This is a genomic window from Kitasatospora sp. NPDC057738, assembly GCF_042798815.1.
Lineage (GTDB): Bacteria > Actinomycetota > Actinomycetes > Streptomycetales > Streptomycetaceae > Kitasatospora > Kitasatospora lactacystinica.
Map to the genome: position 1 here is coordinate 137,955 of NZ_JBHVJT010000001.1, position 22,204 is coordinate 160,158.

At 75.2% G+C, this 22,204-nt stretch carries 21 protein-coding genes; 11 read left to right on the forward strand and 10 right to left on the reverse strand.

Annotation, left to right across the window (positions count from 1 at the left end; translation table 11 throughout):
* Positions 1–31: 31 nt before the first annotated feature.
* On the forward strand, positions 32–1,057 hold the full coding sequence (locus tag ACFVGO_RS00560) for a deoxyribonuclease IV (protein WP_380352501.1): 1,026 nt from the start codon (positions 32–34) through the stop codon (positions 1,055–1,057).
* 43 nt (positions 1,058–1,100) lie between these two features.
* Here ACFVGO_RS00560 and ACFVGO_RS00565 read toward each other — a convergent pair whose 3' ends face one another.
* On the reverse strand, positions 1,101–1,316 hold the full coding sequence (locus ACFVGO_RS00565) for a hypothetical protein (RefSeq protein WP_359912359.1): 216 nt from the start codon (positions 1,314–1,316) through the stop codon (positions 1,101–1,103).
* A gap of 440 nt (positions 1,317–1,756) precedes the next feature.
* On the opposite strand from ACFVGO_RS00565, the gene ACFVGO_RS00570 reads away from it, so the two are divergent.
* Complete coding sequence (locus ACFVGO_RS00570) at positions 1,757–3,157, forward strand: amino acid permease (protein WP_380630449.1); 1,401 nt, start codon at positions 1,757–1,759, stop codon at positions 3,155–3,157.
* A 189-nt stretch (positions 3,158–3,346) separates the two neighbouring features.
* Positions 3,347–3,994 (forward strand): HNH endonuclease family protein, encoded by a 648-nt coding sequence (locus tag ACFVGO_RS00575; RefSeq protein WP_380630450.1) that lies wholly within the window; start codon positions 3,347–3,349, stop codon positions 3,992–3,994.
* A 112-nt stretch (positions 3,995–4,106) separates the two neighbouring features.
* Here ACFVGO_RS00575 and ACFVGO_RS00580 read toward each other — a convergent pair whose 3' ends face one another.
* On the reverse strand, positions 4,107–5,000 hold the full coding sequence (locus tag ACFVGO_RS00580; RefSeq protein ID WP_380630451.1) for an SDR family NAD(P)-dependent oxidoreductase: 894 nt from the start codon (positions 4,998–5,000) through the stop codon (positions 4,107–4,109).
* Between the two features lie 81 nt (positions 5,001–5,081).
* Here ACFVGO_RS00580 and ACFVGO_RS00585 point away from each other — a divergent pair, with 81 nt between their 5' ends.
* The 6 genes from ACFVGO_RS00585 to ACFVGO_RS00610 all read left to right on the forward strand — a co-directional run bounded on the left by ACFVGO_RS00585 (position 5,082) and on the right by ACFVGO_RS00610 (position 11,093).
* Positions 5,082–5,759, forward strand: a complete 678-nt coding sequence (locus ACFVGO_RS00585) for a TetR family transcriptional regulator (protein WP_359912371.1) — start codon at positions 5,082–5,084, stop codon at positions 5,757–5,759.
* A 137-nt stretch (positions 5,760–5,896) separates the two neighbouring features.
* The gene (locus ACFVGO_RS00590; RefSeq protein ID WP_359898239.1) at positions 5,897–6,085 is read left to right on the forward strand and encodes a DUF1508 domain-containing protein; all 189 of its coding nucleotides are present in this window, start codon (positions 5,897–5,899) and stop codon (positions 6,083–6,085) included.
* A 108-nt stretch (positions 6,086–6,193) separates the two neighbouring features.
* Positions 6,194–7,411 carry a glycosyltransferase family 1 protein gene (locus ACFVGO_RS00595; protein WP_359898240.1) on the forward strand — a complete coding sequence of 406 codons (1,218 nt, stop codon included), beginning with the start codon at positions 6,194–6,196 and terminating at the stop codon, positions 7,409–7,411.
* The gene (locus tag ACFVGO_RS00600; RefSeq protein WP_380630453.1) at positions 7,408–8,697 is read left to right on the forward strand and encodes a glycosyltransferase; all 1,290 of its coding nucleotides are present in this window, start codon (positions 7,408–7,410) and stop codon (positions 8,695–8,697) included. The genes ACFVGO_RS00595 and ACFVGO_RS00600 overlap by 4 nt, the downstream gene beginning before the upstream one ends.
* Complete coding sequence (locus ACFVGO_RS00605; protein ID WP_359898242.1) at positions 8,678–9,556, forward strand: SGNH/GDSL hydrolase family protein; 879 nt, start codon at positions 8,678–8,680, stop codon at positions 9,554–9,556. The genes ACFVGO_RS00600 and ACFVGO_RS00605 overlap by 20 nt, the downstream gene beginning before the upstream one ends.
* 385 nt (positions 9,557–9,941) lie before the next feature.
* The gene (locus ACFVGO_RS00610) at positions 9,942–11,093 is read left to right on the forward strand and encodes an NUDIX domain-containing protein (RefSeq protein WP_380630454.1); all 1,152 of its coding nucleotides are present in this window, start codon (positions 9,942–9,944) and stop codon (positions 11,091–11,093) included.
* 203 nt (positions 11,094–11,296) lie between these two features.
* Here ACFVGO_RS00610 and ACFVGO_RS00615 read toward each other — a convergent pair whose 3' ends face one another.
* From ACFVGO_RS00615 to ACFVGO_RS00635, 5 genes are all read right to left on the reverse strand, one after another.
* Positions 11,297–11,671, reverse strand: coding sequence for a hypothetical protein (locus tag ACFVGO_RS00615; RefSeq protein WP_359898244.1), 375 nt, complete (start codon positions 11,669–11,671; stop codon positions 11,297–11,299).
* An 80-nt stretch (positions 11,672–11,751) separates the two neighbouring features.
* The gene (locus tag ACFVGO_RS00620; protein ID WP_359898245.1) at positions 11,752–12,147 is read right to left on the reverse strand and encodes a roadblock/LC7 domain-containing protein; all 396 of its coding nucleotides are present in this window, start codon (positions 12,145–12,147) and stop codon (positions 11,752–11,754) included.
* An 82-nt stretch (positions 12,148–12,229) separates the two neighbouring features.
* The gene (locus tag ACFVGO_RS00625; protein WP_380630455.1) at positions 12,230–13,384 is read right to left on the reverse strand and encodes a hypothetical protein; all 1,155 of its coding nucleotides are present in this window, start codon (positions 13,382–13,384) and stop codon (positions 12,230–12,232) included.
* A gap of 4 nt (positions 13,385–13,388) precedes the next feature.
* A complete protein-coding gene (locus ACFVGO_RS00630) occupies positions 13,389–13,772 on the reverse strand; it encodes a hypothetical protein (protein WP_359898247.1) in 384 nt (127 codons plus the stop codon).
* 668 nt (positions 13,773–14,440) lie between these two features.
* Positions 14,441–15,049, reverse strand: a complete 609-nt coding sequence (locus ACFVGO_RS00635) for a TetR/AcrR family transcriptional regulator C-terminal domain-containing protein (RefSeq protein ID WP_380352488.1) — start codon at positions 15,047–15,049, stop codon at positions 14,441–14,443.
* A 205-nt stretch (positions 15,050–15,254) separates the two neighbouring features.
* On the opposite strand from ACFVGO_RS00635, the gene ACFVGO_RS00640 reads away from it, so the two are divergent.
* Both ACFVGO_RS00640 and ACFVGO_RS00645 read left to right on the forward strand, forming a co-directional pair.
* Positions 15,255–16,901, forward strand: coding sequence for an amidohydrolase (locus ACFVGO_RS00640; RefSeq protein WP_380630456.1), 1,647 nt, complete (start codon positions 15,255–15,257; stop codon positions 16,899–16,901).
* A gap of 199 nt (positions 16,902–17,100) precedes the next feature.
* The gene (locus ACFVGO_RS00645) at positions 17,101–18,666 is read left to right on the forward strand and encodes an APC family permease (protein ID WP_380630457.1); all 1,566 of its coding nucleotides are present in this window, start codon (positions 17,101–17,103) and stop codon (positions 18,664–18,666) included.
* A gap of 135 nt (positions 18,667–18,801) precedes the next feature.
* Here the strand turns inward: ACFVGO_RS00645 and ACFVGO_RS00650 are convergent, their stop codons facing one another.
* From ACFVGO_RS00650 to ACFVGO_RS00660, 3 genes are all read right to left on the reverse strand, one after another.
* On the reverse strand, positions 18,802–19,809 hold the full coding sequence (locus ACFVGO_RS00650; RefSeq protein WP_359898257.1) for an LLM class flavin-dependent oxidoreductase: 1,008 nt from the start codon (positions 19,807–19,809) through the stop codon (positions 18,802–18,804).
* Between the two features lie 71 nt (positions 19,810–19,880).
* Positions 19,881–20,558 carry a DUF2269 domain-containing protein gene (locus tag ACFVGO_RS00655; protein ID WP_380630458.1) on the reverse strand — a complete coding sequence of 226 codons (678 nt, stop codon included), beginning with the start codon at positions 20,556–20,558 and terminating at the stop codon, positions 19,881–19,883.
* Positions 20,559–20,717: 159 nt separating this feature from the next.
* Entirely contained in the window at positions 20,718–21,911 is a 1,194-nt protein-coding gene (locus ACFVGO_RS00660; RefSeq protein ID WP_359898252.1) for a peptidoglycan-binding protein, read from the reverse strand.
* Positions 21,912–22,204 lie beyond the last annotated feature (293 nt).

The following is a 22,204-nucleotide window of genomic DNA, read 5'->3' on the forward strand; positions in this document are numbered from 1 at the left end:
CCCGGTCCGGGCGCGTGGCATGCTCGGGGCCATGACCACCGTGCACGTACCGCCCGTCGCCGCCCTCCGCAACCCGATCGGCGCCCACGTCCCGGTGGCCGCGCGCGGACTGGCCGGCACCGGCCTGGCGTACGCGGCCCGGGTCGGCGCGGAGACGGTGCAGGTGTTCGTGGCCAACCCGCGCGGCTGGGCCACTCCCCCGGGCAACCCGGCCCAGGACGAGGAGTTCCGCACCGCCTGCGCCGAACGGGGCGTCCCGGCCTGGGTGCACGCGCCGTACCTGATCAACTTCGGCTCGGACAACCCGGCCACCCGCGAACGCTCAGCCGAGTCGCTGCGGCACTCGCTGCGCCGCGGCCACGCCATCGGCGCGCTCGGTGTCGTCCTGCACACCGGCTCGGCGGTCGGCACCGCGCCCGGCGGCGGCTCGCGCCGGGCCGAGGCGATGGCGCAGGTCCGGACGGACGTCCGGCCGCTGCTGGAGGAGCTGGACGGGCTGGGCGACGACGCGCCCTGGCTGCTGCTGGAGCCGACGGCGGGCCAGGGCAGCTCGCTCTGCTCGCGGCTGGAGGAGCTGGCCGCGTACATGGCGGCGCTGGACCATCACCCGAAGGTGGGAGTCTGCCTGGACACCTGCCACGCCTTCGCCGCCGGGCACGACCTGGCGGAGCCGGGCGGGGTGACGGCCGCGCTGGACGCCCTGGCCGCCGCGGCCGGTCCGGGCCGGCTGCGGCTGATCCACGCCAACGACTCCGAGGACGTGGTCGGCGCCCGCAAGGACCGGCACGCCAACATCGGCGCCGGGATGATCGGCGCCGAGCCGTTCCGCGAGCTGTTCGAGCACCCGGAGACGGCCGGGGTGCCCCTGGTGGTGGAGACCCCGGACCGCAAGCACGGCGGGGACGGCACCGGGCACGCGATGGACATCGCGGTGCTGAAGGAACTGCGGGACCGGGCGGCGGTCCGCGGCCCGGTCCTGCGGGACAGGGCGGCGGGCCGCGGCCCCGGAACCCGTCCGGCGCACCTGCGGGAGCCGGCCGCCGCGGGACGGCCGTGAGCCCGGAGGCCGACGGGCGGCCTCCGGGCTCGGGGGGCGGGGATCAGCAGCCGCAGTCGCTCTCGCTGTGCTCGGAGTAGTTGAACCAGGTGGCGTGCGGGCCGACCAGGCCGACGCCCGCGGAGCCGGACTCCAGGTGCTGTCCCTCCGACTGCGTCGGAGCGAAGCCCCCCGCCATGGCCGAGGTCGGGACCGCCACCACGGCACCGGCCACGGCGACGATCACGGCGAGCTTGCGGATCTTCCCACGAAGCGACATCTGATGTCCTTTGGTTCGTCTCTGGTCCTCAACCCGCGCCCCCGACCGGCCTGTTCGACCGCCCGACGGGCCGGGCGGCGCCCCACCGGGGGCGCCGCGCCAACGTTGGCACACGAACGCGCGGCTTCGGGCGCGCGCCGCAACCGGGCTGAGGCGTTCGGGTGAGGCAACTCCCCCGGCCGGGCGAATCCGGGCGTACGTCGAGGAATCCGGGCGTACCCGCGTGAATCCGGTCGAACGGCCGGACGGAGGGGGACGGACGAGTACCCGTCCGGCTGCCCCGCGGCCGCAAGTCTTGCGGTGATGGACCGGGCGAACTGAACAAATCCCGGCGATTTGGTGCAAGGTGCCGCCCGGTCCGAGCATGAACGGTCGCTCCATGACGCTCCACCGAGCGCGAGCACCAGCAGGAGCAGCACCACGAAAGGCGCACCACCCTCATGCAGACCAGTCCCGCCGCACCCCGGCAGGCGACCCGACCGAGCGGCCCGGAGACCCCGGGACCCGTCGGCTCCCCGCTTGACGGCCCCGCGCCCCGGACCACCGGCCGCCGCTTCGGGCTGCTGACCGCCACCGCCCTGGTGATGGGCAACATCATCGGCGGCGGCATCTTCATGATCCCCGCCGCCGTGGCCCCGTTCGGGACGGTCAGCCTGGCCGCCTTCGGAGTGCTCACCGTGGGCGCGATCGCGCTGGCGCTGGTCTTCGGACAGCTCGCCCGCCGCAACCCGCGCACCGGCGGGCCGTACGTCTACGCCCGCGAGGCCTTCGGGGACTTCGCCGGCTTCCTGTCCGCGTGGTCGTACTGGATCACCACCTGGGTCAGCAACGCCGCGCTCGCCGTGGCCGCCGTCGGGTACCTGGACGTACTGCTGCCGCTCCACCACTCCATCCCGCTGGAGATCACCGCCGCGCTGGCCTTCCAGTGGCTGCCGGCCCTGGCCAACCTGGCCGGCACCCGCTACGTCGGGGCCGTCCAACTCGTCTCCACCGTGCTGAAGTTCATTCCGCTGCTGCTGGTCTCGGTGGGCGGCCTGTTCTTCTTCGACCCGAAGAACCTCGGGCCCTTCGACGCCACCGGCCACGGCTGGGCGGGCGGCATGACCGCCGCCGCGGCGATCCTGCTGTTCAGCTACCTGGGCGTGGAGTCGGCCGCGATGAGCGCCGGCAAGGTCCGCGACCCGGAGCGCAACGTCGGCCGGGCCAGCGTGCTCGGCACCACCGGTGCGGCGGTGGTCTACCTGCTCGGCACCATCGCGGTGTTCGGCACCGTGGCGCACCAGCAACTCGTCCACTCCGCCGCGCCGTTCTCGGACGCCGTGGACGCCATGTTCGGCGGCAGCTGGGGCGGCACGGCGATCGCCGTCGCCGCGCTGGTCTCGATGACCGGCGCCCTCAACGGCTGGACCCTGCTCTCCGCCCAGGCCCCGTACGCGGCCGCCAAGGACGGCCTGTTCCCGGCCGCCTTCGGCAAGGAGCGGCGCGGGGTGCCGACCTTCGGCGTGCTGGTCAGCGTGGCACTGGCCTCGGCGCTGACCGTGGTCAACTTCGCCAGCGGCGCGAAGGGCGCCTTCGACATGCTGGTGCTGGTCACCACCTTCACCGCCACCGTGCCGTACCTGCTCTCCACTGCCGCCCAGCTGTACTGGCTGGTGCGCGGGGCGGGCGAGAAGGTCGACCGCGGGCGGCTGGTGCGCGACGCCGTCCTCGGCCTCGGCGCCTTCGCCTTCTCGCTCTGGCTGCTCGCCGGGGCCGGCTACGCCGCCGTCTACCAGGGCGTGCTGTTCCTGTTCGCGGGCATCCTGGTCTACGTCTGGATGGCGGGCCGCCGCCGCGACTGAATCCCCCGGCGGCAGCCGGAAAACCGGACACACCACCCCGAACCCCCGTGACGTACGCCGGACTTGTCCGGTGCACGTCCGATGTGCACGAGGATTTCACTTCCCGGGTCTACCCGCGTAGGTGACCGGATCGCCACACTGGCGCACGCAATTCAGCAGTTCTTCCGATCTGATGATGGAGCGTCCGCCATGGCCCCCACCGCATCCGTGCGCCGGTTCCTGTCCTGCATACCGGCTGCCGCCGCCCTCGCCGCCGCGACCGTGCTCACGGCCGGCACCCCCGCCCAGGCCGCCCTGCCGACCCCGATCTCCGCGGCCACCGCCCGCAGCTACCTCGCGGCGATGCCCGCCACCGCGGAGACCCACGGGGACACCTACGACCGCACGCTGTTCCCGACCTGGATCACCATCAGCGGCACCTGCGACACCCGCGAGTGGGTCGTCAAGCGGGACGGCAGCAACGTCGCCACCGACACCTCCTGCAAGGCGACCAGCGGCAACTGGTCCTCGCCGTACGACGGCGCCACCACCACCAACGCCTCCTCCTTCGACGTCGACCACCTGGTGCCGCTCTCCGAGGCCTGGGCCTCCGGCGCCTGGGCCTGGACCACCGCACAGCGCCAGGCCTTCGCCAACGACGTCACCCGCCCCCAGCTGCTGCTGGTCTCCGCGAGCAGCAACCGCTCCAAGGGCGACCGCGACCCGGCCGAGTGGCTCCCCCAGGCCTCCTACCGCTGCACCTACGCCCGCGCCTGGGTGCAGGTGAAGCAGTACTACGGCCTGGGCGTGGACAGCGCCGAGAAGACCGCGCTCACCGGCATCCTCGACAACTGCTGACCCGGAAACCCCTGCGGCCCGGCGCTCACCCCGCGCCGGGCCGCGGTGCCGCGCACGGGCGCGGCGACGGCGCCGGGCGGGCGCGGCGGTGGTGCCGGGCGGCGCGGCGCGGTCAGTCGGCCGAGTCGGCCGGGAAGTCGACCGGGTAGGCCTCGGCGAAATCGGCCGAGCGGGCCACCTCGCGCCACCTGGTGTCCTCCTCCAGGAGCCGCCGGTCCATGGCGATCGAGCCCTCGACGGCGTTGACCCCGAGCGGCAGGTGGTGGGGGATGTCGCGCCGCTTGGCCACCCGGACCAGGATCTCGGCGGCCCGGACCGGGTCGCCCGCGGCGCCGTCGCCCCCCTGCCGCAGCCGCCTGTTCACGGCGCCGACCGTCTCGTCGTAGGCCTCCGGGACGTCGTGGACGACCATCGAGGAGCCTGCCCAGTCGGTGCGGAAGCCGCTGGGTTCGACCACCAGCACCCGCACGCCGAACGGCGAGGTCTCGGCGCGCAGCACCCGGCTGAACCCGTCGATGGCGAACTTCGCCGCCTGGTAGGAGGCGATGCCCGGGGATCCGCCGACCCGGCCGCCCATCGAGGAGAACTGCACGACCAGACCGCCCTTCTGCTCGCGCAGCAGCGGGAGCGCGGCCTTGGTGACGTGGTAGACGCCCCAGAAGTTGGTCTCGAACTGGGCGCGGAAGTCGGCGTCCTCGGTGGTCTCGATCGGCGAGACGTTGGCGTAGCCGGCGTTGTTCACCAGCACGTCGATCCGGCCGAAGGCGGCGTGCGCCTCGGCGAGGGCGGCCCGGGCGGCCGCCGGGTCGGTGACGTCCAGCGCGATCGGGCGGATCCGGTCGCCGAACTCCTCGGCGAGGTCGGCGAGTTGCTCGGGGCGGCGGGCGGTCGCGGCCACCCGGTCGCCGGCTTCGAGTGCGGCGCGGACGAGGGCGCGACCGAAGCCGCGCGAGCTGCCGGTGATGAACCAGGTCTGTTCCGTGCTCTGTTCCGTGTTCTGTTCCATGGCTTCTAGTAAAACATCGTTGCGTTATTAGCGCAACGATGTTGCGGTATTACGGCAACGGTGTTGCCCTACCATGGGCGGGTGGATGCAGCATCGGAGTTCCAGCGCGCACGCTCACCCGAGGCCAAACGCCGGCGCGAGGCCGCGATCCTGGCCGCGGCCCGCTCGCTCGGCCACGAGCACGGCATCAGGGACGTCACCCTGACCGACATCGCCGCCGCGGTGGGAATGCACAAGTCGGCGCTGCTGCGGTACTTCGAGACCCGCGAGGAGATCTTCCTGCGGCTCACCGCCGAGGGCTGGGCGGAGTGGTCGGACGCGCTGACCGCGCGGCTGCGGGAGAGCGCGGAGCCGGGCCCGGCCGCCGTGGCGCGGGCCTTCGCCACCACGCTCGCCGCCCGCGGGATGTTCTGCGACCTGCTCGCCCACGCCCCGCTCAACCTCGAACGCAACGTCTCGCTCGACGCGGTGCGCGACTTCAAGCTCGCCACGCTCGCCGCCCGCGAACCGATCGGCGCGGCCGTCCGCGAACAACTGCCCGCACTGGACGACCAGGACGTCACCGACCTGATCGCCACCGCCGTCTCCCTCGCCGGGGCCATGTGGCAGATCGCGAACCCGGGCGCCGAGGTCGCCGCCCTCTACCGCACCGACCCCCGGCTGGCGCACGCCGTCATCGAGGTCGAACCCCGGCTCGCCCGCATCCTGACCGCCACCGTCACCGGGCTGGCCGCCGGCCGGGCCGAGCCGCTCGGCTGACCCACCCGCCCGGCCCGTTCGACCCGCGCCAACTCCCGTTCCGGTGCACTCGGATGGATCATCTGACGTGCCGCGCAAGGGATTTGACCCTAGGTTCCGGTGCCAGGGGGTCAACCGAGCGGAAGGCTGTTTCTGGCATGGCTGGCAAGTTCGAACTGTACGTGGACGAGGGCGGCATGCACCGGTTCCGGCTCAAGGCGAGCAACGGGGCGATCGTGGTGACCGGCGACCCGCAGGAGAGCAAGGACGACTGCCTGAGGAGCATCGAGTCGATCCGCAAGCTCGCGCCGTACGCGGAGCTCAAGGAGACCGCCGGGTCCGTGTGACGGACGCGAACCGCGCCGCGGGTCGGCGGTGCAAATCGCCGACCCGCGTTCTCCTCTACGACAGATCCCTTTGGCCGGGTGCACGCCGGACGCGGACAGAACACTGGCATGCGCGTCGCCATCGTCACCGAATCCTTCCCGCCCGAGGTCAACGGAGTCGCCCACAGCGTGCTGCGGACGGCCGAGCACCTGGTCCGCCGGGGCCACCGGCCCCTCGTCGTCACCCCCGCACCGGCGCGGGGCGCCGAATGCCCGCCGGAGACCTTCGGCAGCACCGCGGCGGGCGAGATTCCCGTGGTGTGCATCCCGTCCGTCCCGCTGCCGGGATACCCGCAGGTGCGGATCGCCCTGCCCAGCCGGCAGCTGTCGGCCGCGATCGCCGGGCACCGTCCGGACATCGTCCACCTGGCCAGCCCCTTCGTGCTCGGCGCGCGCGGGATGCAGGTCGCGGCGCGGCTCGGGGTGCCCGCCGTGGCCGTCTACCAGACCGACCTGGCCGGCTACGCCCACGCCTACCGGGCCGGGCGGGGGCTCGGTGAGGCCGCCGCCTGGCGGCGGATCCGGGCCGTGCACCGCGCGGCCGCCCGCACCCTGGCGCCCTCCACCCCCGCCGCCCAGGACCTGACCGCGCACGGGGTGCCGCGGGTGCAGCTGTGGCCGCGCGGGGTGGACTCGGTGCGGTTCCACCCCCGGCACCGGGACGAGGCGCTGCACCGGGCGCTCGCCCCCGGCGGGGAGGTGCTGGTCGGGTACGTCGGACGGCTGGCCCCGGAGAAGCGGGTCGACCTGCTGGCCGCGGCCTCGGCACTGCCCGGGGTACGGGTGGTGGTCGTCGGGGACGGCCCCTCGGCACCCGGGCTGAAGGCCTCGATGCCGGGCGCGGTGTTCCTCGGCCGGCGCACCGGTGACGAACTGGCCCGCTGCTTCGCCACCCTGGACGTCTTCGTGCACACCGGCCCGCTGGAGACCTTCTGCCAGACCATCCAGGAGGCGATGGCCAGCGGCGTACCGGTGATCGGCCCGGCAGCGGGCGGACCGCTGGACCTCGTCGCCCACCACCGCACCGGCCTGCTGGTGCCGCCCCGGGACGGCGCGGCGGTGGCCCGCGCGGTGGCCGAGCTCGCCGCCGACCCGGCGCGGCGGGCCGGGTACGGGCAGGCCGGCCGGGCCGAGGTGACCGCACGCACCTGGGAGGCGGTCGGGGACCTGCTGCTGCGGCACTACGCCGAGGTGCTGGCGGAACACCGCGGGCTGCCGCTGCCGGCCGCCGCCCCCGCGCCGGTCGAACCGGTGGCGCCCGTCCTGCCGGAGGAGCTGCCGGCATGACCCCCGTTCCCGACGACAGCGCACGGACGACCGGCGGGGCTCGGCCGACCGGTGGGGCTCCTCGGCCGGCCGGCGGGGCACCGAGGGCCGACGACGCGCCCAGGGCCGGCGAAGCGCTGACTATCGTCCGGCTGGCCAACTTCGTCACCCCGGTCTCCGGCGGCCTGCGCACCGCGCTGCGCCACCTCGGCGCCGGGTACCGGGCGGCCGGGCACCGTCCGGTGCTGATCGTCCCCGGGGAGCGGCGCTCCGAGGAGGAGACCGAGCAGGGGGTGGTCGTCACCCTGCCCGGCCCGGTGCTGCCGGCCGCCGGCGGCTACCGGCTGCTCACCGACCGGCGGGCGGTGGCCGCCGAACTGACCAGGTTCTCCCCCGACCGGCTGGAGGTGTCCGACCGCACCACGCTGCGCTGGACCGGCGCCTGGGCACGGCGGCACGGGGTGCGGTCGGTGATGGTCTCGCACGAGAGCGCGGCCGGGGTGATGCGCACCTGGGGCCTGCCCGGCCCGCTGGCGGGCACGGCGGCCGACCGGCTCAACGCGGCCACCGCCCGCGCCTACGACGCGGTGCTCTGCACCACCGACTGGGCCGCCGCGGAGTTCCGGCGGATCGGCACCCCGAACCTGGTCCGGGCCCCGCTGGGGGTGGACCTTGAGGCGATGCGGCCACTGCCGCCGGCCGCCCGCGCCGCCGAGCGGGCCCGCTACGCCGCTCCGGACGAGACGCTGCTGGTGCTCTGCTCGCGGCTCTCGGCGGAGAAGCGGCCCGAGCGGGCGATCGAGGCCCTGGCCGAGCTGCGCGCGCGGCGGCACCCCGCGGTGCTGGTGGTCGCCGGGACGGGCCCGCTGCGGGAACGGCTGGCGGCCCGGGCCGCACGGCTGCGACTGCCCGTACGCTTCCTCGGGCACCTGGGCGGGCGTGCCGAGCTGGCCCGGCTGCTGGGCTGCGCGGACGTGGTGCTCGCGCCCGGGCCGGTGGAGACCTTCGGCCTGGCCGCGATGGAGGCCCTGGCCTGCGGAACCCCGGTGGTGGTCAGCCGCTCCTCCGCGCTGCCCGGCCTGATCGGGCTCGCCGGAGCGACGGCCGTCGACACGGGCAGTGGATTCGCCTCCGCGGTACGGCAGTTGCTGGGGCGGCCGGAGGACCTGCGGCGGGCCGCCGCCCGGACGCAGGCCGAGCGGTACGGCTGGCCGGCGGCGGTGGCGGCGTTCCTGGCGGCGCACGGCGCGCACCACGACGAGGCGGTGGACGGGGGTCGGGACGAGCATGCTGGAAGCCGGGCGTGACCGGGCGGCGCGGGAGCGCCCCGCGGCGGGCGAACCACTGCGCTTCGTCGCGCTCGGGGACTCGCTGACGGAAGGGGTCGGGGACCGGGTCGGCGAGGGCTGGCGCGGCTGGGCCGCCGTCCTGGCCGACGCGCTGGCACCCGAGGGGCGGGCCGCGGAGTTCACCAACCTGGCGTACAGCGGGGCGCTCACCACGGAACTGACGATCCGTCAGCTTCCGCGGGCGCTGGCGCTGCGGCCGCAGCTGGCGGCCGTGGTGGTCGGCGGCAACGACACCCTGCGCACCGGCTTCGACATCCGGCGCGCCACGCTGGAACTGGACGCCACGATGGGGGAACTGTCCGGCCACGGCGCCAGGCTGCTGACCGCCTGCCTGCCCGACCCGGGCAGCCTGCTCCGGCTCCCGGCACCGCTCGCCCGGCCGCTGGCGCGCCGGATGCGGGCGGTCAACACCGTGGTGCACGCCCTCACCGAGCGCCACCGGGCGATACACCTGCACCTCACCGAACTGCCGTGGCTGGCCGAGCGCCGGCTGCTGAGCGTGGACCGCCTGCACCCCAGCGCCGAGGGCCACCACCTGATCGCCCTGCGGTTCCACGACCTGCTCACCGAGGCCGGCCACCCCCTCGGCCCACCGCCGGCCGCCGCCCCCGCCGAGGCCCCGCCGGGCCCGGCCGCCGACCTCTGGTGGATGGCCACCCGGGGCACCCGCTGGCTCGCCGCCCGCAGCACCGACCTGCTGCCGGGCCTGCTCGCCCTGGCCGCCGCCGAGGGCGTCGCCCGCCTGCGCGGCGGCAGCGGACGGCACGACGAACAGATGGCGCGCGCGGCGGCACAGGCGCTGGCCTCCCTGGGGTGAGGGGCCCGCGTCGGCCCCGCAACGACGGCTGTCCGAGGAGGAGTTCACCGGCGCCGGAACGTGGCACCGCGCGTGGTCCGAGGAGGAGCGCGCGACACTGCGCGGAAGCGTCGGGAGCAACCCCTGCCGGGCGTCCGGCGGACACCCGGAGGAGCCGCACCGCCCGGGTCCGGACGGGAACCGGCTCCGCGCCGTCGACGGGGTCCGGGTGCCGGTGACCACGCCGGACGGCCCCGGAGTACCGCCGTGGGCCGACCCGGACCGAACGCCGCGAGCGGCCGAACCGGGCGGCGCCGGGCCTCCCGATCGCCCGATCGTGGGGGATCGGGAGTGCCGCCCGGAGGGAACCGTAGAGGTGGGCCCGGTTGTCGTGTCCGGGGAGAACATGACGGAGGGAGTCGGGGTGGAGAACGCGGGCACGGTCGGCCGGGAGGTCCTGGCGGCGGCGGGGGTGCTGTTCCCGGACGGGGCCGGGCGGGTGCTGGTGGTGCGGCTGCCGTACGACCGGAAGCACCCGGTGGCGATCCCGGGCGGCGGGTGGGAGCCGGCGGACCGGTCGCCCCGGGAGACCGCCCTGCGGGAGATCCGGGAGGAGCTTGGCTTCACGCCCCGACTGGGACCGCTGGCCTGCGTGGACTGGGCGCTGCTGCGCCACGGCGACCTGCCGATCGTCGCGTACCTGTACTGGGCCGAGCCGCTGACGGCGGCGCAGGCGGCGGCGTTCCGGCCGGACGCGGCGGAGGTCGGCGGCTGGACCTGGCTGACGACGGAGCAGGCCGGGCACGCGCTGCCGCCCCGGTTGTCGCGCCGGGTGACGGCCTGCCTGCTGGCGCCGCGGGACGACGGGCCGCTGGAACTGGAGGACAGCCGGCCGGTCGGGCACACGCTCCGGCGGCTGCCCGCCGACGGGCCGGTGCCCGCGTACACCGGGCTGGCCGCGGCGCCGGGGCTGACGCCGCCGACCGAGGAGCGGCCGGAGCCGCCGATGGACCGGGAGACCTACTACGCCACCCGGCCGCGCATCCGGGCCAAGGCGCGGGCGCTGTTCACCGATGCCGCCGGCCGGGTCCTGCTGGTACGGCTGCGGCCGTGGGACGGGCCGCGCGGGCAGGTCCCGTACTGGACGCTGCCGGGCGGCGGGGTCGAGGCGGACCGGGAGATGCCCCGGGCGGCGGCCCGGCGGGAGATCCGCGAGGAACTCGGCTGGGAGGTCGAACCGGGGCCGCTGCTGGCGCTGGACTGGCAGCCGGGTGCGTCGGCCGACCCGGCGGCGGACCCGGCGACCGGCCGGGACACCGCCGTCCTGGTGTACGTGTTCGACGGCGGCACGGTGACGGAGCGGATGCTCGGCTCCATCGTGCTGCCGGAGGAGGAGCTGGTGGAGTGGCGGCTCTGCGATCCGGCCGAGGCACGGACGCTGCTGACCGGCCCGTCCTGGGACCGGACGGCCGCCGCGCTGGCCGCCCGGGAGCGGTCGGGCGGGCCGGCCGAGCTGGTGCGCGGGCAGGCCGCCGGGCCGGACCTGCCCCGGGGGTGAGCCCCGCCGGACGGAGCCCGGCGGCGGCCCGAACCACCGCCGGGGCCTCGCCCGTGACCCGCGCGGCCATGGCTCGCGCACCCGCGACCCGCGCACCTGCGACCCGCGCGCCCGGGCGCCGCGCCGGGGTGGCGTCTCGGGGCGGCTGTCCCAGGGTGGCGCCTCGGGGCGGCTGTCCCGGGGCGGTGTCCCGGGACAGCGCGTCAGACCTCCAGCTCGGCCTCGATCCGGCCCAGCTGGTGGCGGGCCATCGCGAGGTTGGCGCGCGCCTTGTCCAGCGCGAGGTAGAGGAACAGGCCCTTGCCGGTACGGCCGGTGAGCGGGCGGATCAGGTGGTACTGGCTGCTCAGGGTGATCAGGATGTCCTCGATCCCGTCCTGGAGGCCGAGCATGTCCATGGTGCGCATCTTGGCGCGGACCACGTCGGTGTTGCCGGCGGCGGCGACGTTGAGGTCCAGGCCGCCGGGGCCGTCGAGGGTGGCCAGCGCCATGCCGCTGTTGTAGTCCACCAGGGCCGCGCCGATGGCGCCCTCGATGCTGGTCATGGCCTGCTTGAGCGCGCCGGGTGCGTCGGTCATCTGGGTAACTCCCGTTCGGTGATGGGTGGTTCGGGACGGATGGGGACGATGGTTCGGTGGTCGGCCCGGGTCTGCCCGGGTCAGCCCGTGTCGCGCGGATCCTTGGGCACGAGGGCGTCGTTGAGCAGCCCCGCGATGCGCTGGGCGCTGCGGCGGGCCTCCAGGTGCAGCCGGCCGACGTTGACGTCGGGGTGCGCCAGCAGGGTCAGCACGCAGCTGCCGCCGGCCGCGTACGTGGCGACGTAGCCATTCTCGCCGCGCACCAACGACTCGCGGAACTCGCCCTGACCGGTGGTGTCGGCGAGCCGCTGGGCCAGCGAGAGCGAGGCCGCCGTCATCGCGGCCAGTCCCGAGGGTTCGGTGCCGTGGGTGTCGTGCGCGACCAACAGGCCGTCCACGCTGGCCACCAGACCACCCGCGAGGTGCGGTACGCGGTGCTTGACGGCACGCAGTTCGGCGAGCAACTCGGTCTCCAAGGCGATCAGTTGTCTCCTTCCGACACGCTGCTTGAGTGCCCGCCTCATGGCCGGAACGACGGGGTCGCGGGCGGGGAATGGGTCAAAGTCGGGCCTCCAGAAGGTCTCGGATCCGGGTCAGCAGCGCGACGTCCGGATCGGGGACGGCCAGCGGGTGGGCCGCTGCCGTGATGGGCGGGCGTTCGGGGCATGTGGGGGCGTCGGTCCCGCTGCGGGCCGCCTCGGGGGCGGAGGCGGGAGTGGAAGCGGCAGCGGGGGCGGGAACGGCCGTGACCGGGGTGCCGGGGAGGCCGGCGCCCCGGAGGCTGGCGCCGGGGACCCGGCGGTGCAGCCCTCGGGCCGGTCCGCTCGCGGCCGGCGGGGGGACTTCGGGCCGGGGAGCGGTCGTCGGCCGCGCCTCGGGCGCCGGGACCGCCGCCGGGACCTCCGGCGCAGCGGGCGCCGCAGGTGCCGCGAGTGCCGGGGCGGGCGGGCGCGGCTCGTCGGGCAGGCGCGGGGCGTCCGGCGGGCGCGGCACGGCGGACGGGCGCGGGGCGTCCAGCAGTCCGGCGGCGGCCAGTCGACGGACATCAGCCGTCACCCCGAAGCCGGAGCGGCCGAGCAGCCGGGCCAGGTCCGCCGGGGTCCTGCGACCGTCGGCGTGGTCCAACAGCTCACGTCGCCGGCGGCCGCACGAGCGGTGGGACGACCGGCGGCCGCACTCGGCCGGGCGGACGGGTGCGGTGTCGAGCTGCGCCCACGGCCAGATCCCGTCGAGCAGTTTCCGGCGGCGCTCGACCTCGCGGCGGATCCGGGCCGGGTCGACCTCCGCGACCGGCCCGAGCCAGTGTCGGGCGTGGGCCTCGAACCGCCAGACGCCGCCGGCCGGGTCGGCCAGCACGAAGAACGCGGCGTCGAACAGCGTTCCCAGGTGGCCGAGTTCGAGCTCTCCCCGGGTGAGCAGCCGCCGTTCGACCAGCGCCTCGCCGACCCTCGCCCCCGGGCCGTGAGCCCGGAGCAGTTCCGCCCAGTCCTCGGGGGTGGTCCGACCGCAGCCGATGAGCAGGTCGGCCAGTCCGGGCGCCCGGAGGGACTCGGCGGCGGCCACCCGCCCGTCGACCAGGTGGAGGCTGCCGAGCGGCCCGCGCAGGGCGCCGGTGGCGCGGCGGTCGGCGAGCAGGGCGAGCGCCTCACCCGGGGACCTCGGGGTGGCGGCCTCCGCCGGGGACGGCGGCGCGGTGCCGGTCGCGGCGGTCACGCGCTCACCCCAGCACCAGCTCCTCGGCGAGTGCCTGGAGGCGGAAGCGGGCGGCGGCGAGGTTGCCCTCCGCGCGGTCCAGCCAGAGGTGCAGGACGAGCCTGTTGTCGAAGACGGTGTCGATGAAGCGGATCAGGTGGTAACTGCGGCCGGCGGTGACGATGATGTCCTCCAACGGGGCCCGCCGGTCCTCCGTCACGGTGAAGGTCTGGCTCTCAACGGCCGCCCGCACCAGGTCGGTTGCCTCGGCGGCGGAGGTCTCGTGCTCTCCGGTCGGGCTGTCCCCGAGGCTGCCGAGGGCGAGCCCGCTGCTCCAGTCGACCAGGCTCGCGGCGCGGGCCCCGTGGATCGCCATCGCTCCGGAGAGGCATTCGTCGATACCGGGCACACCGGCTCCTTCGCGGGGTCTGGGCGGCCGGGCGCAGCGCGGCACCGGCCGGTTCACCACCAGCAGTGGCTAGTTCGACACGGAAGGCTACTGCCGGATTCCATATGACGAACATTCCAATGGCATATTCACATCAGTAACGGCCAGTTCCAGCCAAGAACTGACGGCACATCAGACCGGATGCGACCTCGCCCCCACCGGTCGGCCAGGGAGGTTGGAGTACCGTTCACCGGCCACCTGGCACGGCACCTTGGCCGGTATCGAGCCCCAAGAGAGGGTTTCGAGCCCGAAAGTACGATAAGAGGGCGCGGGCGCGGAAGGCGAACACGACGAAGGGGCCCGCTCCGCTGGACGGAACGAGCCCCTTCGATGGGAGCGCCAGGCCCGGATCGCACGGACTCTCCCTACTGAAAGTAGGGCGTGCTCTGGTAGCACCGCTGACGCCTGTTCGAGATTCCGTTTCCCGGAAGATCACTTCCTCTCGACGGGATGAACACTAGCAGGACATCACGCCTGGTCAGAAATCGTGGCCGGGCGAACGGCAGCGGCCCCGGGGCGAACGGGGCGAGGCGGGGCACCCCCGGGCCGGGGGGCGAACCGGCGCCCGACCGGGGTTGCGCGCCGGGGCCGGACCAGGGCTGCGCGCCGGGGCCGGACCGGGCCCGGGGTCAGCCCAGCAGTGCCCGGTAGCCCTCGATCAGGGCGGTGAGCCCGAGCCCGAAGGCCCGGTCGGCACGCTCGCGCCCGGCGGGGACGGCGTCCAGGGCGTCGGCCAGCCGCGGGGTGGCGCCCCGGTCGACGGCGTCGACCATGACGTCCGGGGCGACCAGGTCCAGCGCCGAGCCCAGGACGAAGCTCTCCAGGGCGGTGATCAGTCCCATCACGTCCTGCGCGGCGAAGCCCGCGTCCTCCAGGGTGGCGACGGCCCGCTCGTACAGCTCGTGCATGAACGATTCGGCCAGCGGCGCGGTGGCGAGCAGCCGGATGATGCCGGGGTGCTCGGCGAAGGCGTCCCGGTAGGCGTGCGCCCAGGTGCACAGCGCGGCGTCCCAGGACTGGTCCCACATCGACTGCTCGCCGATCGTGCGCACCAGCTCGGCACGCATCAGGGCGACGATCTCGGCCCGGCCCGCGACGTGGTGGTAGAGCGCGGAGGGGCTGACCTTGAGCGCACCGGCCAGCGCGGGGATGGTGAGGTCCCCCGCCTCGTCGACCAGCCGCAGCGCGGTGTCCACGATGCGCTGCCGGTCCAGCAGGGGTGTGCGCGGCCTGGGCATGCCCGGTTCCTCACCTTCGGGGTCGCCGAGCGGCCCGTCGGCACCGGCAGACCAAGATCATCGTTATCCAAGCGTTACTGAACGGCTTTCAGTAAAACTCTTCCGCACCCGCCGGTGCCGCGCCTACGGTAACCGAACCCCATTCGGTTAGGCAGGCCGCGCACCCGTCGGCCCGCCCTGCCCCGGAGAGGACCCACACCCCCGCATGCGTGCCGAAACGATCTTCACCGGCGGCCGGATCCACACCGGAGACCCCGCCCTCCCCTGCACCCACGCCCTCGCCGTCGGCGCGGGGCGGATCGCCGCCCTCGGCGACGCCGCCCTCGCCCTGCGCGACGAAGGCACCGAGACCGTCGACCTCGACGGCGGCGCCCTGCTGCCCTCCTTCGGCGACGGACACGTCCACCCGCTGCTCGGCGGCATCGGCCTGCGCGGCGCGCCGGTCCGCGACTGCACCAGCCTGGAGCAGGTCGTGGCGGCCGTCCGCGACTGGGCGCAGCGCCACCCCGAGGCCGAGTGGATCACCGGCGACGCCGTCGACCCGTGGCTGGCCGAGGGCGGACTGTTCGACGCCCGACTGCTCGACGCCGCCGTCCCGGACCGCCCGGTGCTGCTGCGCACCATGGACCACCACACCGGCTGGGCCAACAGCGAGGCGCTGCGCCGGGCCGGGTACGGGCCGGACACCCCCGAGCCGGTGGGCGGCGAGATCGTCCGCCGGCCTGACGGCAGCCCGCTGGGCACCCTGCGCGAGTTCGGTGCGCTCAACCCCGTCCTCGCGCTCGTCCCGCCGCCGCCGTTGGCCGAGCAGGTCGCCGCACTGCGGGAGAGCACCGCCGCGCTCGCGGCCGCCGGGATCACCTGGCTCCAGGACGCCTGGGTCGAGCCCGCGCAGGTGGACACCTGGCTGGCGGCCGTCGCCGAGGAGGGCCTGCCGGTCCGGGCCGGGCTCGCCCTGCTGCTCGAACCGGACGGCTGGCGCGAGCGGCTCCCCCGCCTGGCCGCCGACCGCGACCGGGTCGAGGCCGCCGGGCACGGGCGGCTCACCGCGCGGGCGGTCAAGTTCTTCGCCGACGGGGTCATCGAGTCCGGGACGGCCGCGCTGCTGGAGCCGTACAGCGACTGCCCGCACTCCCACGGCGTCGCCAACTGGACCGGCGCCGAACTGGCGGAGGCCGTCACCGCCGTGGACGCGCTGGGCTTCCAGCCGCACATCCACGCGATCGGCGACCTCGGCGTACGGATCGCGCTGGACGCCGTCGAGGCCGCCGCCCGCCGCAACGGGCCGCGCGCCCGCCGGCCGGTGATCGCCCACGTGCAGCTGGTCCACCCCGACGACCTGCCGCGCTTCGCCGAGCTCGGCGTGATCGCCAACTTCGAGCCGCTCTGGGCACAGACCGACCCGCTGATGACCGAGCTCACCCTGCCCCGGATCGGCCCGGAGCGCGGCTCCCGGCAGTACCGGATCGCCGCCCTGCTGCGCGGCGGCGCCCGGGTGTCCTTCGGCAGCGACTGGCCGGTCACCCGTTACGAGCCGCTGGCCGGGCTGGCCACCGCCGTCACCCGGCAGACCTCGGGCGGCCTGCCGGACGGCGGCTGGCTGCCCGAGGAGCGGATCGGGCTCGCCGAGGCGCTGGCGGCGTACTCGGCGGGTGTGGCGCACCAGGCCTTCGAGGAGGCCGAGTGGGGTGTGCTGCGACCGGGCATGCGGGCCGACCTGGTGCACCTGGCCACCGACCCCTACGCGGTGCCGGCCGGTGAGCTGGCCTCGATCGGGGTGGCGGGCACCTGGCTCGGCGGGCGGCGCACCCACGGCGGCCCGCCCGGTGGCGCCGACCGCTCGACCCGCTGAGGCGCCCCGCTCCCCCCGGCCGACCCGGCCGCCCCGGCCGACCCGGCCGCCCCGGCAAACCCCAGCCGCCCCGACGGACTTCCCGACCGGTTCCGGCCGTCCCCCACGGCGGCCGTGCCTCGTTCCCCGGTCGGCGGCCGGCGCGTGTCCGCCGCCGACCGTCGCTTCCTCGTTCGCACGACCTCAGGAGAGCTCCCCCATGAACCCGCCCTCCGACGCGGCCTCCTCCTCCGCGCTCCGTCCCCCCGGCTCCGCTGCCGCTTCCGGCTCCGCCACCTCCACGTCCGCCTCCCCGGGCTCCCCGGGCTCCCCCGGCGGCTCCGGCGGCTCCGGCGGCTCCGGCGGCCTGGGACGCGGGGTGCTCGGTACCGGCGACATCGTCTTCTTCGTCGTGGCCGCCGCCGCGCCGCTGACCGTGATGGCCGGCGTGGCACCGTTCGCGATCTCCTTCGGCGGCATCGGCACGCCGGTCGCCTACCTGGCCACCGGCGTGGTGCTGGCGCTCTTCGCGGTCGGGTTCACCGCCATGACCGCGCACATCCGCAATGCCGGCGCCTTCTACGCGTACGTCACCCGCGGCCTCGGCCGGGCGGCCGGGCTGGGTGCGGCACTGCTCGCGGTGCTCTCGTACAACGCCATCCAGATCGGGATGTTCGGCGCCTTCGGGTTCTTCGCCCGCACCACCGCCGCCGACCTGCTCGGGCTGGACCTGCCCTGGCCGGTCTGGGCGCTGTTCGGGGTCGCGGTGGTCTGGTTCCTCGGCTTCCGCTCGATAGACCTCGGGGCCAAGGTGCTCGGGGCGCTGCTGATCGCCGAGACCGGCATCCTGCTGGTGCTCGCGGTGGCGGTGCTGGTCAAGGGCGGGGCGCACGGGCTGAGCCTGTCCTCGTTCGCCCCCGAGCACGTGCTCTCCGGGGGGATGGGCGGCGTGCTCGGACTCTCCTTCGCCGCGTTCATCGGCTTCGAGGCCACCGCGATCTACCGTGAGGAGGCCCGGCAGCCGCACCGGACCGTGCCGCGCGCGACCTATGCCGCTATCGCCTTCCTCGGCCTCTTCTACACCTTCGTCACCTGGATGATCGTGCAGGCCTTCGGCGACACCGAGGCCGTCGCCGCCGCCACCGCCGACCCGGCCGGGATGTTCTTCACCGCGATGACCGACTACGTCGGCGGCTGGGCGACGGAGGTGCAGCGGGTGCTGATCGTCACCAGCCTGCTCGCGGCACTGCTCGCCTTCCACAACACCATCACCCGGTACGGCTACGCGCTGGCCAACGAGCGGGCCGCCCCGGCCGCCCTCGGCCGGATCCACCCGCGCCACGGTTCGCCGTGGATCGGCGGCATCGCGCAGTCGGTGCTGGCGGCGGTGGCCGTCGGGGTGGCGGCGCTGATCGGGGCGGATCCGTACAACCAGTTCTTCCTCTGGGTGAACTCCCCAGGGGTGGTGGGCATCCTGGTGCTCCAGGCGCTGGCCGGCCTCGCCGTGTTCGCCTTCTTCCGCCGCAACCGGGCGGCCGCCACGAGCGCCGGGGTGTTCCGTACGGTCGTGGCACCGCTCGCCGCCACCGTGCTGCTGTGCGGGGCCACGGCGCTGGTGGTGTGGCGGCTCGACCTCTTCACCGGCGCCGGCCCGGAGGTCAACTGGCCGCTGGTCGCGATCGTGCCGGTGGTCTTCCTGACCGGCGTCGGGATCGCCCTGCGGCTGCGGGCCCGGCGGCCGGAGGTGTACGCGCGGCTCGGGACGACCGAGGTCGACGCGGGCTGAGCCACGGGCGACGGGCGGGGGACGGGCGCCGGGCGCCGGGCCGGGGGCGGGGGACGTGCCGAGGGCGGGGACGGGCGCCGGGCGACGGGCAGGCTGCGGGCCCCACGTACCAGCTCCGACCCGGCCCTCGCCTGGTCAGATCTGGCCGACGGCCTCGGCGAGGAGCCGGTAGGAGTCGAGCAGCGCGGTGCGGTCGTAGGTGCTGGTGGTGACCAGGAACTCGTCCGCCCCGCTGCACTCGACCAGCTTCGCCAGCTCGGCGGCGGCCTGCTCCGGGGTGCCCGCGATGTGGCCCTTGAGCGACTGCTCGAACGCGGCCCGCTCCCGGGCGGTCATCGCCCGGGCCCGGATCTCGGCGGCGGAGGTCAGCGGCGGGAACTCGCCGTGGGTGCGGGAGTACGCGCCGGACCAGGCCTCCGGGACGAGCAGCTCGCACGCCCGCTCGGCCGTGTCGGCGACGGCCACCGTGCCCGAGACCACCACGTACGGCTCGGCGGCCTGCGCGGACGGACGGAAGCGGGCGCGGTAGCGGTCGATCGCCTCCAGCATCCGGTCCACTCCGCGCGGGGCGGCGATCACCAGCGGCAGTCCCGCGTCGGCGGCCAGGTCGGCGCCCGTGCCGGTGGCCAGGACGAAGGCCGGGACGTGCAGGCCTTCGGCCGGCCGGGCGTGGACCCCGCGGTTCGCCGGCTGCGAGCCGTCGAAGTAGCCGAGCAGTTCGGCCAGCTGGGCACCGAACGCGTCCGCGGCGTCCTTCTCCCGCCCCAGCGCCCGCCGGACACCGTCGGTGAAGCCCACCGAGCGCCCGAGCCCCATGTCGATCCGCCCCGGGAACAGTGCGGCCAGCACCCCGAACTGCTCGGCCACCACCAGCGGCTGGTGGTTGGGCAGCATCACCCCGCCGGTACCGACCCTGATGCGCGTGGTGGCGGCCGCCACCGCCGCAGCGAGCACGGTGGGCGCCGACCCGGCCACCCCCGGCACGCCGTGATGCTCGGAGACCCAGAACCGGTGGTAGCCGAGCCGCTCCACCTCACGGGCGAAGGCCACGGTGCTCCGCAGTGCCTGGGCCGGCTCCTCGCCCTGTCTGGTCCGGGAGCGGTCGAGCACGGAGAGCCTGGTCGTGGGCGCGGCAGTGGTCACGTCGTTGGACAACGCCTGCGCCCCGCACGGGCATTCCCCGTGCGACCGGGCCGCGGCCGACGGCCTGCCGGTCAGTCGCCCGCTCCGGGTATTCGGCCCGGACGCGTGTCCGTGGCCTCGGCCCTGACCGGGGCCGGTGCCGGGGCGGTGACCTGGGCCGGGGCCGTGACTTTGGCGTGGGCCTTGCGGCGGCCCCAGGGCTTGTACACCGAGAGGATCACGTTGAACAGGTAGAGCGTCAGCGCCACCGCCGGAACGATCACCGTGTTGTAGCGGACGAAGCCGAGGTCCGCCACCGTGATCGGGCCGGTCGGGTGCGCCTCCACCACCCGCACCGCGTCGTGCAGCCGGTCGGTGAGGGCGAGGACGGAGGCCGTCATCGCCCCGAGTGTCAGCCAGAACTTGGTACTCACCCAGTAGTACCGGAACAGCCCCCAGGACGTGCCGAGCCCGAGCGCCACCCCGCTCAGGAAGGTGAGCAGGCTCAGCGGCAGGATCAGCGCGTCACCGAGCAGGCCCATCGCCCGGTAGGCGGTGCGCAGCCGGTCGGCGTCCCCGGTCGTCAGGGCCGTCACCGCCAGGGTGAGCAGGCAGAGCATCAAGGCCAGCCAGCTCACCGAGGCGACGACGTGCAGGACGACCAGCGGTTTGCGCACCGCCGGCGGCAGGCGGCGGCCCCCGGACGCGGGTGCCGCCACCCGCCGTGGCGTCGGTTCGGACGCCGCGACGGCGCCGGTGGGCGAGCGCACGGGTACCTCCTTCGAGTCGGGGTCACCAGGACGGCCCCAGACTCTCCCGTCCCTGCCTCATCCGGCATCTGACGGTGGAAGTAACCTCGTCTACTCCCGAGCGAGTACACAGCCTCGGCGTGGCACCGGCGACGCCTCCCCCGGGAGCAGCACCGCCCCTCAGTCGGTCACCGCGAACCCCTGCGCCGCGCCCAGCCGCTGCAGCGAGGCCGGGCCGGGGATCCCGTCCGCCGCCCCCGCCTCGTACCCGCAGCTCCGCTGCCAGGCCGCGTACGCGGAGACCGTCCGGCTGCCGAACGAGCCGTCCACCCAGCGCTGGTCGAGCAGTCCCTCGTCCACGAGCGCCTGCTCCACGATGGCCGCCTCGGCCGGGTAGGTCAGGTGCCCCTGCTCGGCCCCCGGGTCGGTCCGGGCCGCCTCGATCACGTGGGCCACCGAGACCGTCCGCTGCCCGGGCAGGTAGCCGAGCAGCCGGCGCAGCGAGCCCGCGCCCGGGACGCCGTCCGCCGCCTGCCCGGAGTAGCCCAGACTCCCCTGGTAGTCCGAGTAGTTCTCGGTGTCCGCGTCCGTCCAGTTCGGGCCGGGGCCGGAACGGTAGTGGTCGCCGAAGCCGTGCGCGACCAGCGCCCGCCCGACGGCCGTCACCTGGTAGCCCTGGGCCCCGTAGCCGTACGCCAGGCCGTTGATGCTGACCTGGTAGCGGGCGGGCGCGGCGGGGGGCACCGGGTGCTGCTGGGAGGGCGGGATGTCCGGGGAGCCGGGCCCGGCCGTGACGTCGGGCCAGGAGCCCGGGTCGGTGTGGTCGTTGTAGGGCACGTGGGCATGCGCGTACCAGCCGCCGAAGGCCTCCCAGGTCCGCTCGTCGCGGTGGCCGGAGAAGTCGGTGGGCCGGCCCATCGGCCAGATGTCGGGCACGCCCCAGGAGGAGATCCAGGCGTGGATGCGGTCCCAGCCCGCGCACGGGGTGTCGACCAGCCGCGGGTAGACGCCGCCCTGGTAGCGGCAGTAGGGGAAGAAGACCGCCTCGATCTGGATCACCACCCGCCCGGCCCGGTTGGTGCGGGTCGGGCTCTCGGCGGGGCTGAGCAGGCTCTTCGAGCGGGAGTCGGCCGGGAACAGCTGCGCCGTGCGGCCGCTGAACGGGTCCCAGACCAGGTGCGGCGCGCTGCCGGCGCCGCTGCCGGTGAAGTAGCCGACCAGGTCCTCGTAGGGGCACCAGTCCTGCGGTGCGGCGGCGGTCGCGTTGCGGTCCCAGGTGATGTGGGCGATGGCCTTCGGCGGGTACTGCTGATCGGTCGGCGCGTGGTCGCCGAGGTCGTGGATCTCGGCACCGGGCAGCCACGGTTCGGGCATTGCGGGCTCCTCCGAACGGCGTAAGGGCATCACTTCCGGTATCGGCAGGTACGGCTCGCGGATTGACCCCGACGGCGCAAATGCCCGGCGGTGAACCCCCCGTGCCCGTCCGGACGTTCGACTCTGCAGGGGGCGTTCGCCCCCGTGTGCGATTCCGGCGCCCGTGCGGGGGCGGTGGATCGCGCGGGAGGGGGCGCATTGCACCCCGCCGGGGCGCCGCTGTCAATCGTTGACATCAAAAGTGGTCTAGTCCACGGTAGTCCGGCGGACCGGCACCAGCCCGCGCCCGGGAT

Excerpts from the sequence above, each read along its gene's own strand:
- ACFVGO_RS00560 (WP_380352501.1), top strand. The coding sequence starts at position 32 with ATGACCACCGTGCACGTACCGCCCGTCGCCGCCCTCCGCAACCCGATC.
- ACFVGO_RS00565 (WP_359912359.1), bottom strand. The coding sequence starts at position 1,316 with ATGTCGCTTCGTGGGAAGATCCGCAAGCTCGCCGTGATCGTCGCCGTG.
- ACFVGO_RS00570 (WP_380630449.1), top strand. The coding sequence starts at position 1,757 with ATGCAGACCAGTCCCGCCGCACCCCGGCAGGCGACCCGACCGAGCGGC.
- ACFVGO_RS00575 (WP_380630450.1), top strand. The coding sequence starts at position 3,347 with ATGGCCCCCACCGCATCCGTGCGCCGGTTCCTGTCCTGCATACCGGCT.
- ACFVGO_RS00580 (WP_380630451.1), bottom strand. The coding sequence starts at position 5,000 with ATGGAACAGAACACGGAACAGAGCACGGAACAGACCTGGTTCATCACC.
- ACFVGO_RS00590 (WP_359898239.1), top strand. The coding sequence starts at position 5,897 with ATGGCTGGCAAGTTCGAACTGTACGTGGACGAGGGCGGCATGCACCGG.
- ACFVGO_RS00595 (WP_359898240.1), top strand. The coding sequence starts at position 6,194 with ATGCGCGTCGCCATCGTCACCGAATCCTTCCCGCCCGAGGTCAACGGA.
- ACFVGO_RS00600 (WP_380630453.1), top strand. The coding sequence starts at position 7,408 with ATGACCCCCGTTCCCGACGACAGCGCACGGACGACCGGCGGGGCTCGG.
- ACFVGO_RS00605 (WP_359898242.1), top strand. The coding sequence starts at position 8,678 with ATGCTGGAAGCCGGGCGTGACCGGGCGGCGCGGGAGCGCCCCGCGGCG.
- ACFVGO_RS00610 (WP_380630454.1), top strand. The coding sequence starts at position 9,942 with ATGACGGAGGGAGTCGGGGTGGAGAACGCGGGCACGGTCGGCCGGGAG.
- ACFVGO_RS00615 (WP_359898244.1), bottom strand. The coding sequence starts at position 11,671 with ATGACCGACGCACCCGGCGCGCTCAAGCAGGCCATGACCAGCATCGAG.
- ACFVGO_RS00635 (WP_380352488.1), bottom strand. The coding sequence starts at position 15,049 with ATGCCCAGGCCGCGCACACCCCTGCTGGACCGGCAGCGCATCGTGGAC.
- ACFVGO_RS00640 (WP_380630456.1), top strand. The coding sequence starts at position 15,255 with ATGCGTGCCGAAACGATCTTCACCGGCGGCCGGATCCACACCGGAGAC.
- ACFVGO_RS00645 (WP_380630457.1), top strand. The coding sequence starts at position 17,101 with ATGAACCCGCCCTCCGACGCGGCCTCCTCCTCCGCGCTCCGTCCCCCC.
- ACFVGO_RS00660 (WP_359898252.1), bottom strand. The coding sequence starts at position 21,911 with ATGCCCGAACCGTGGCTGCCCGGTGCCGAGATCCACGACCTCGGCGAC.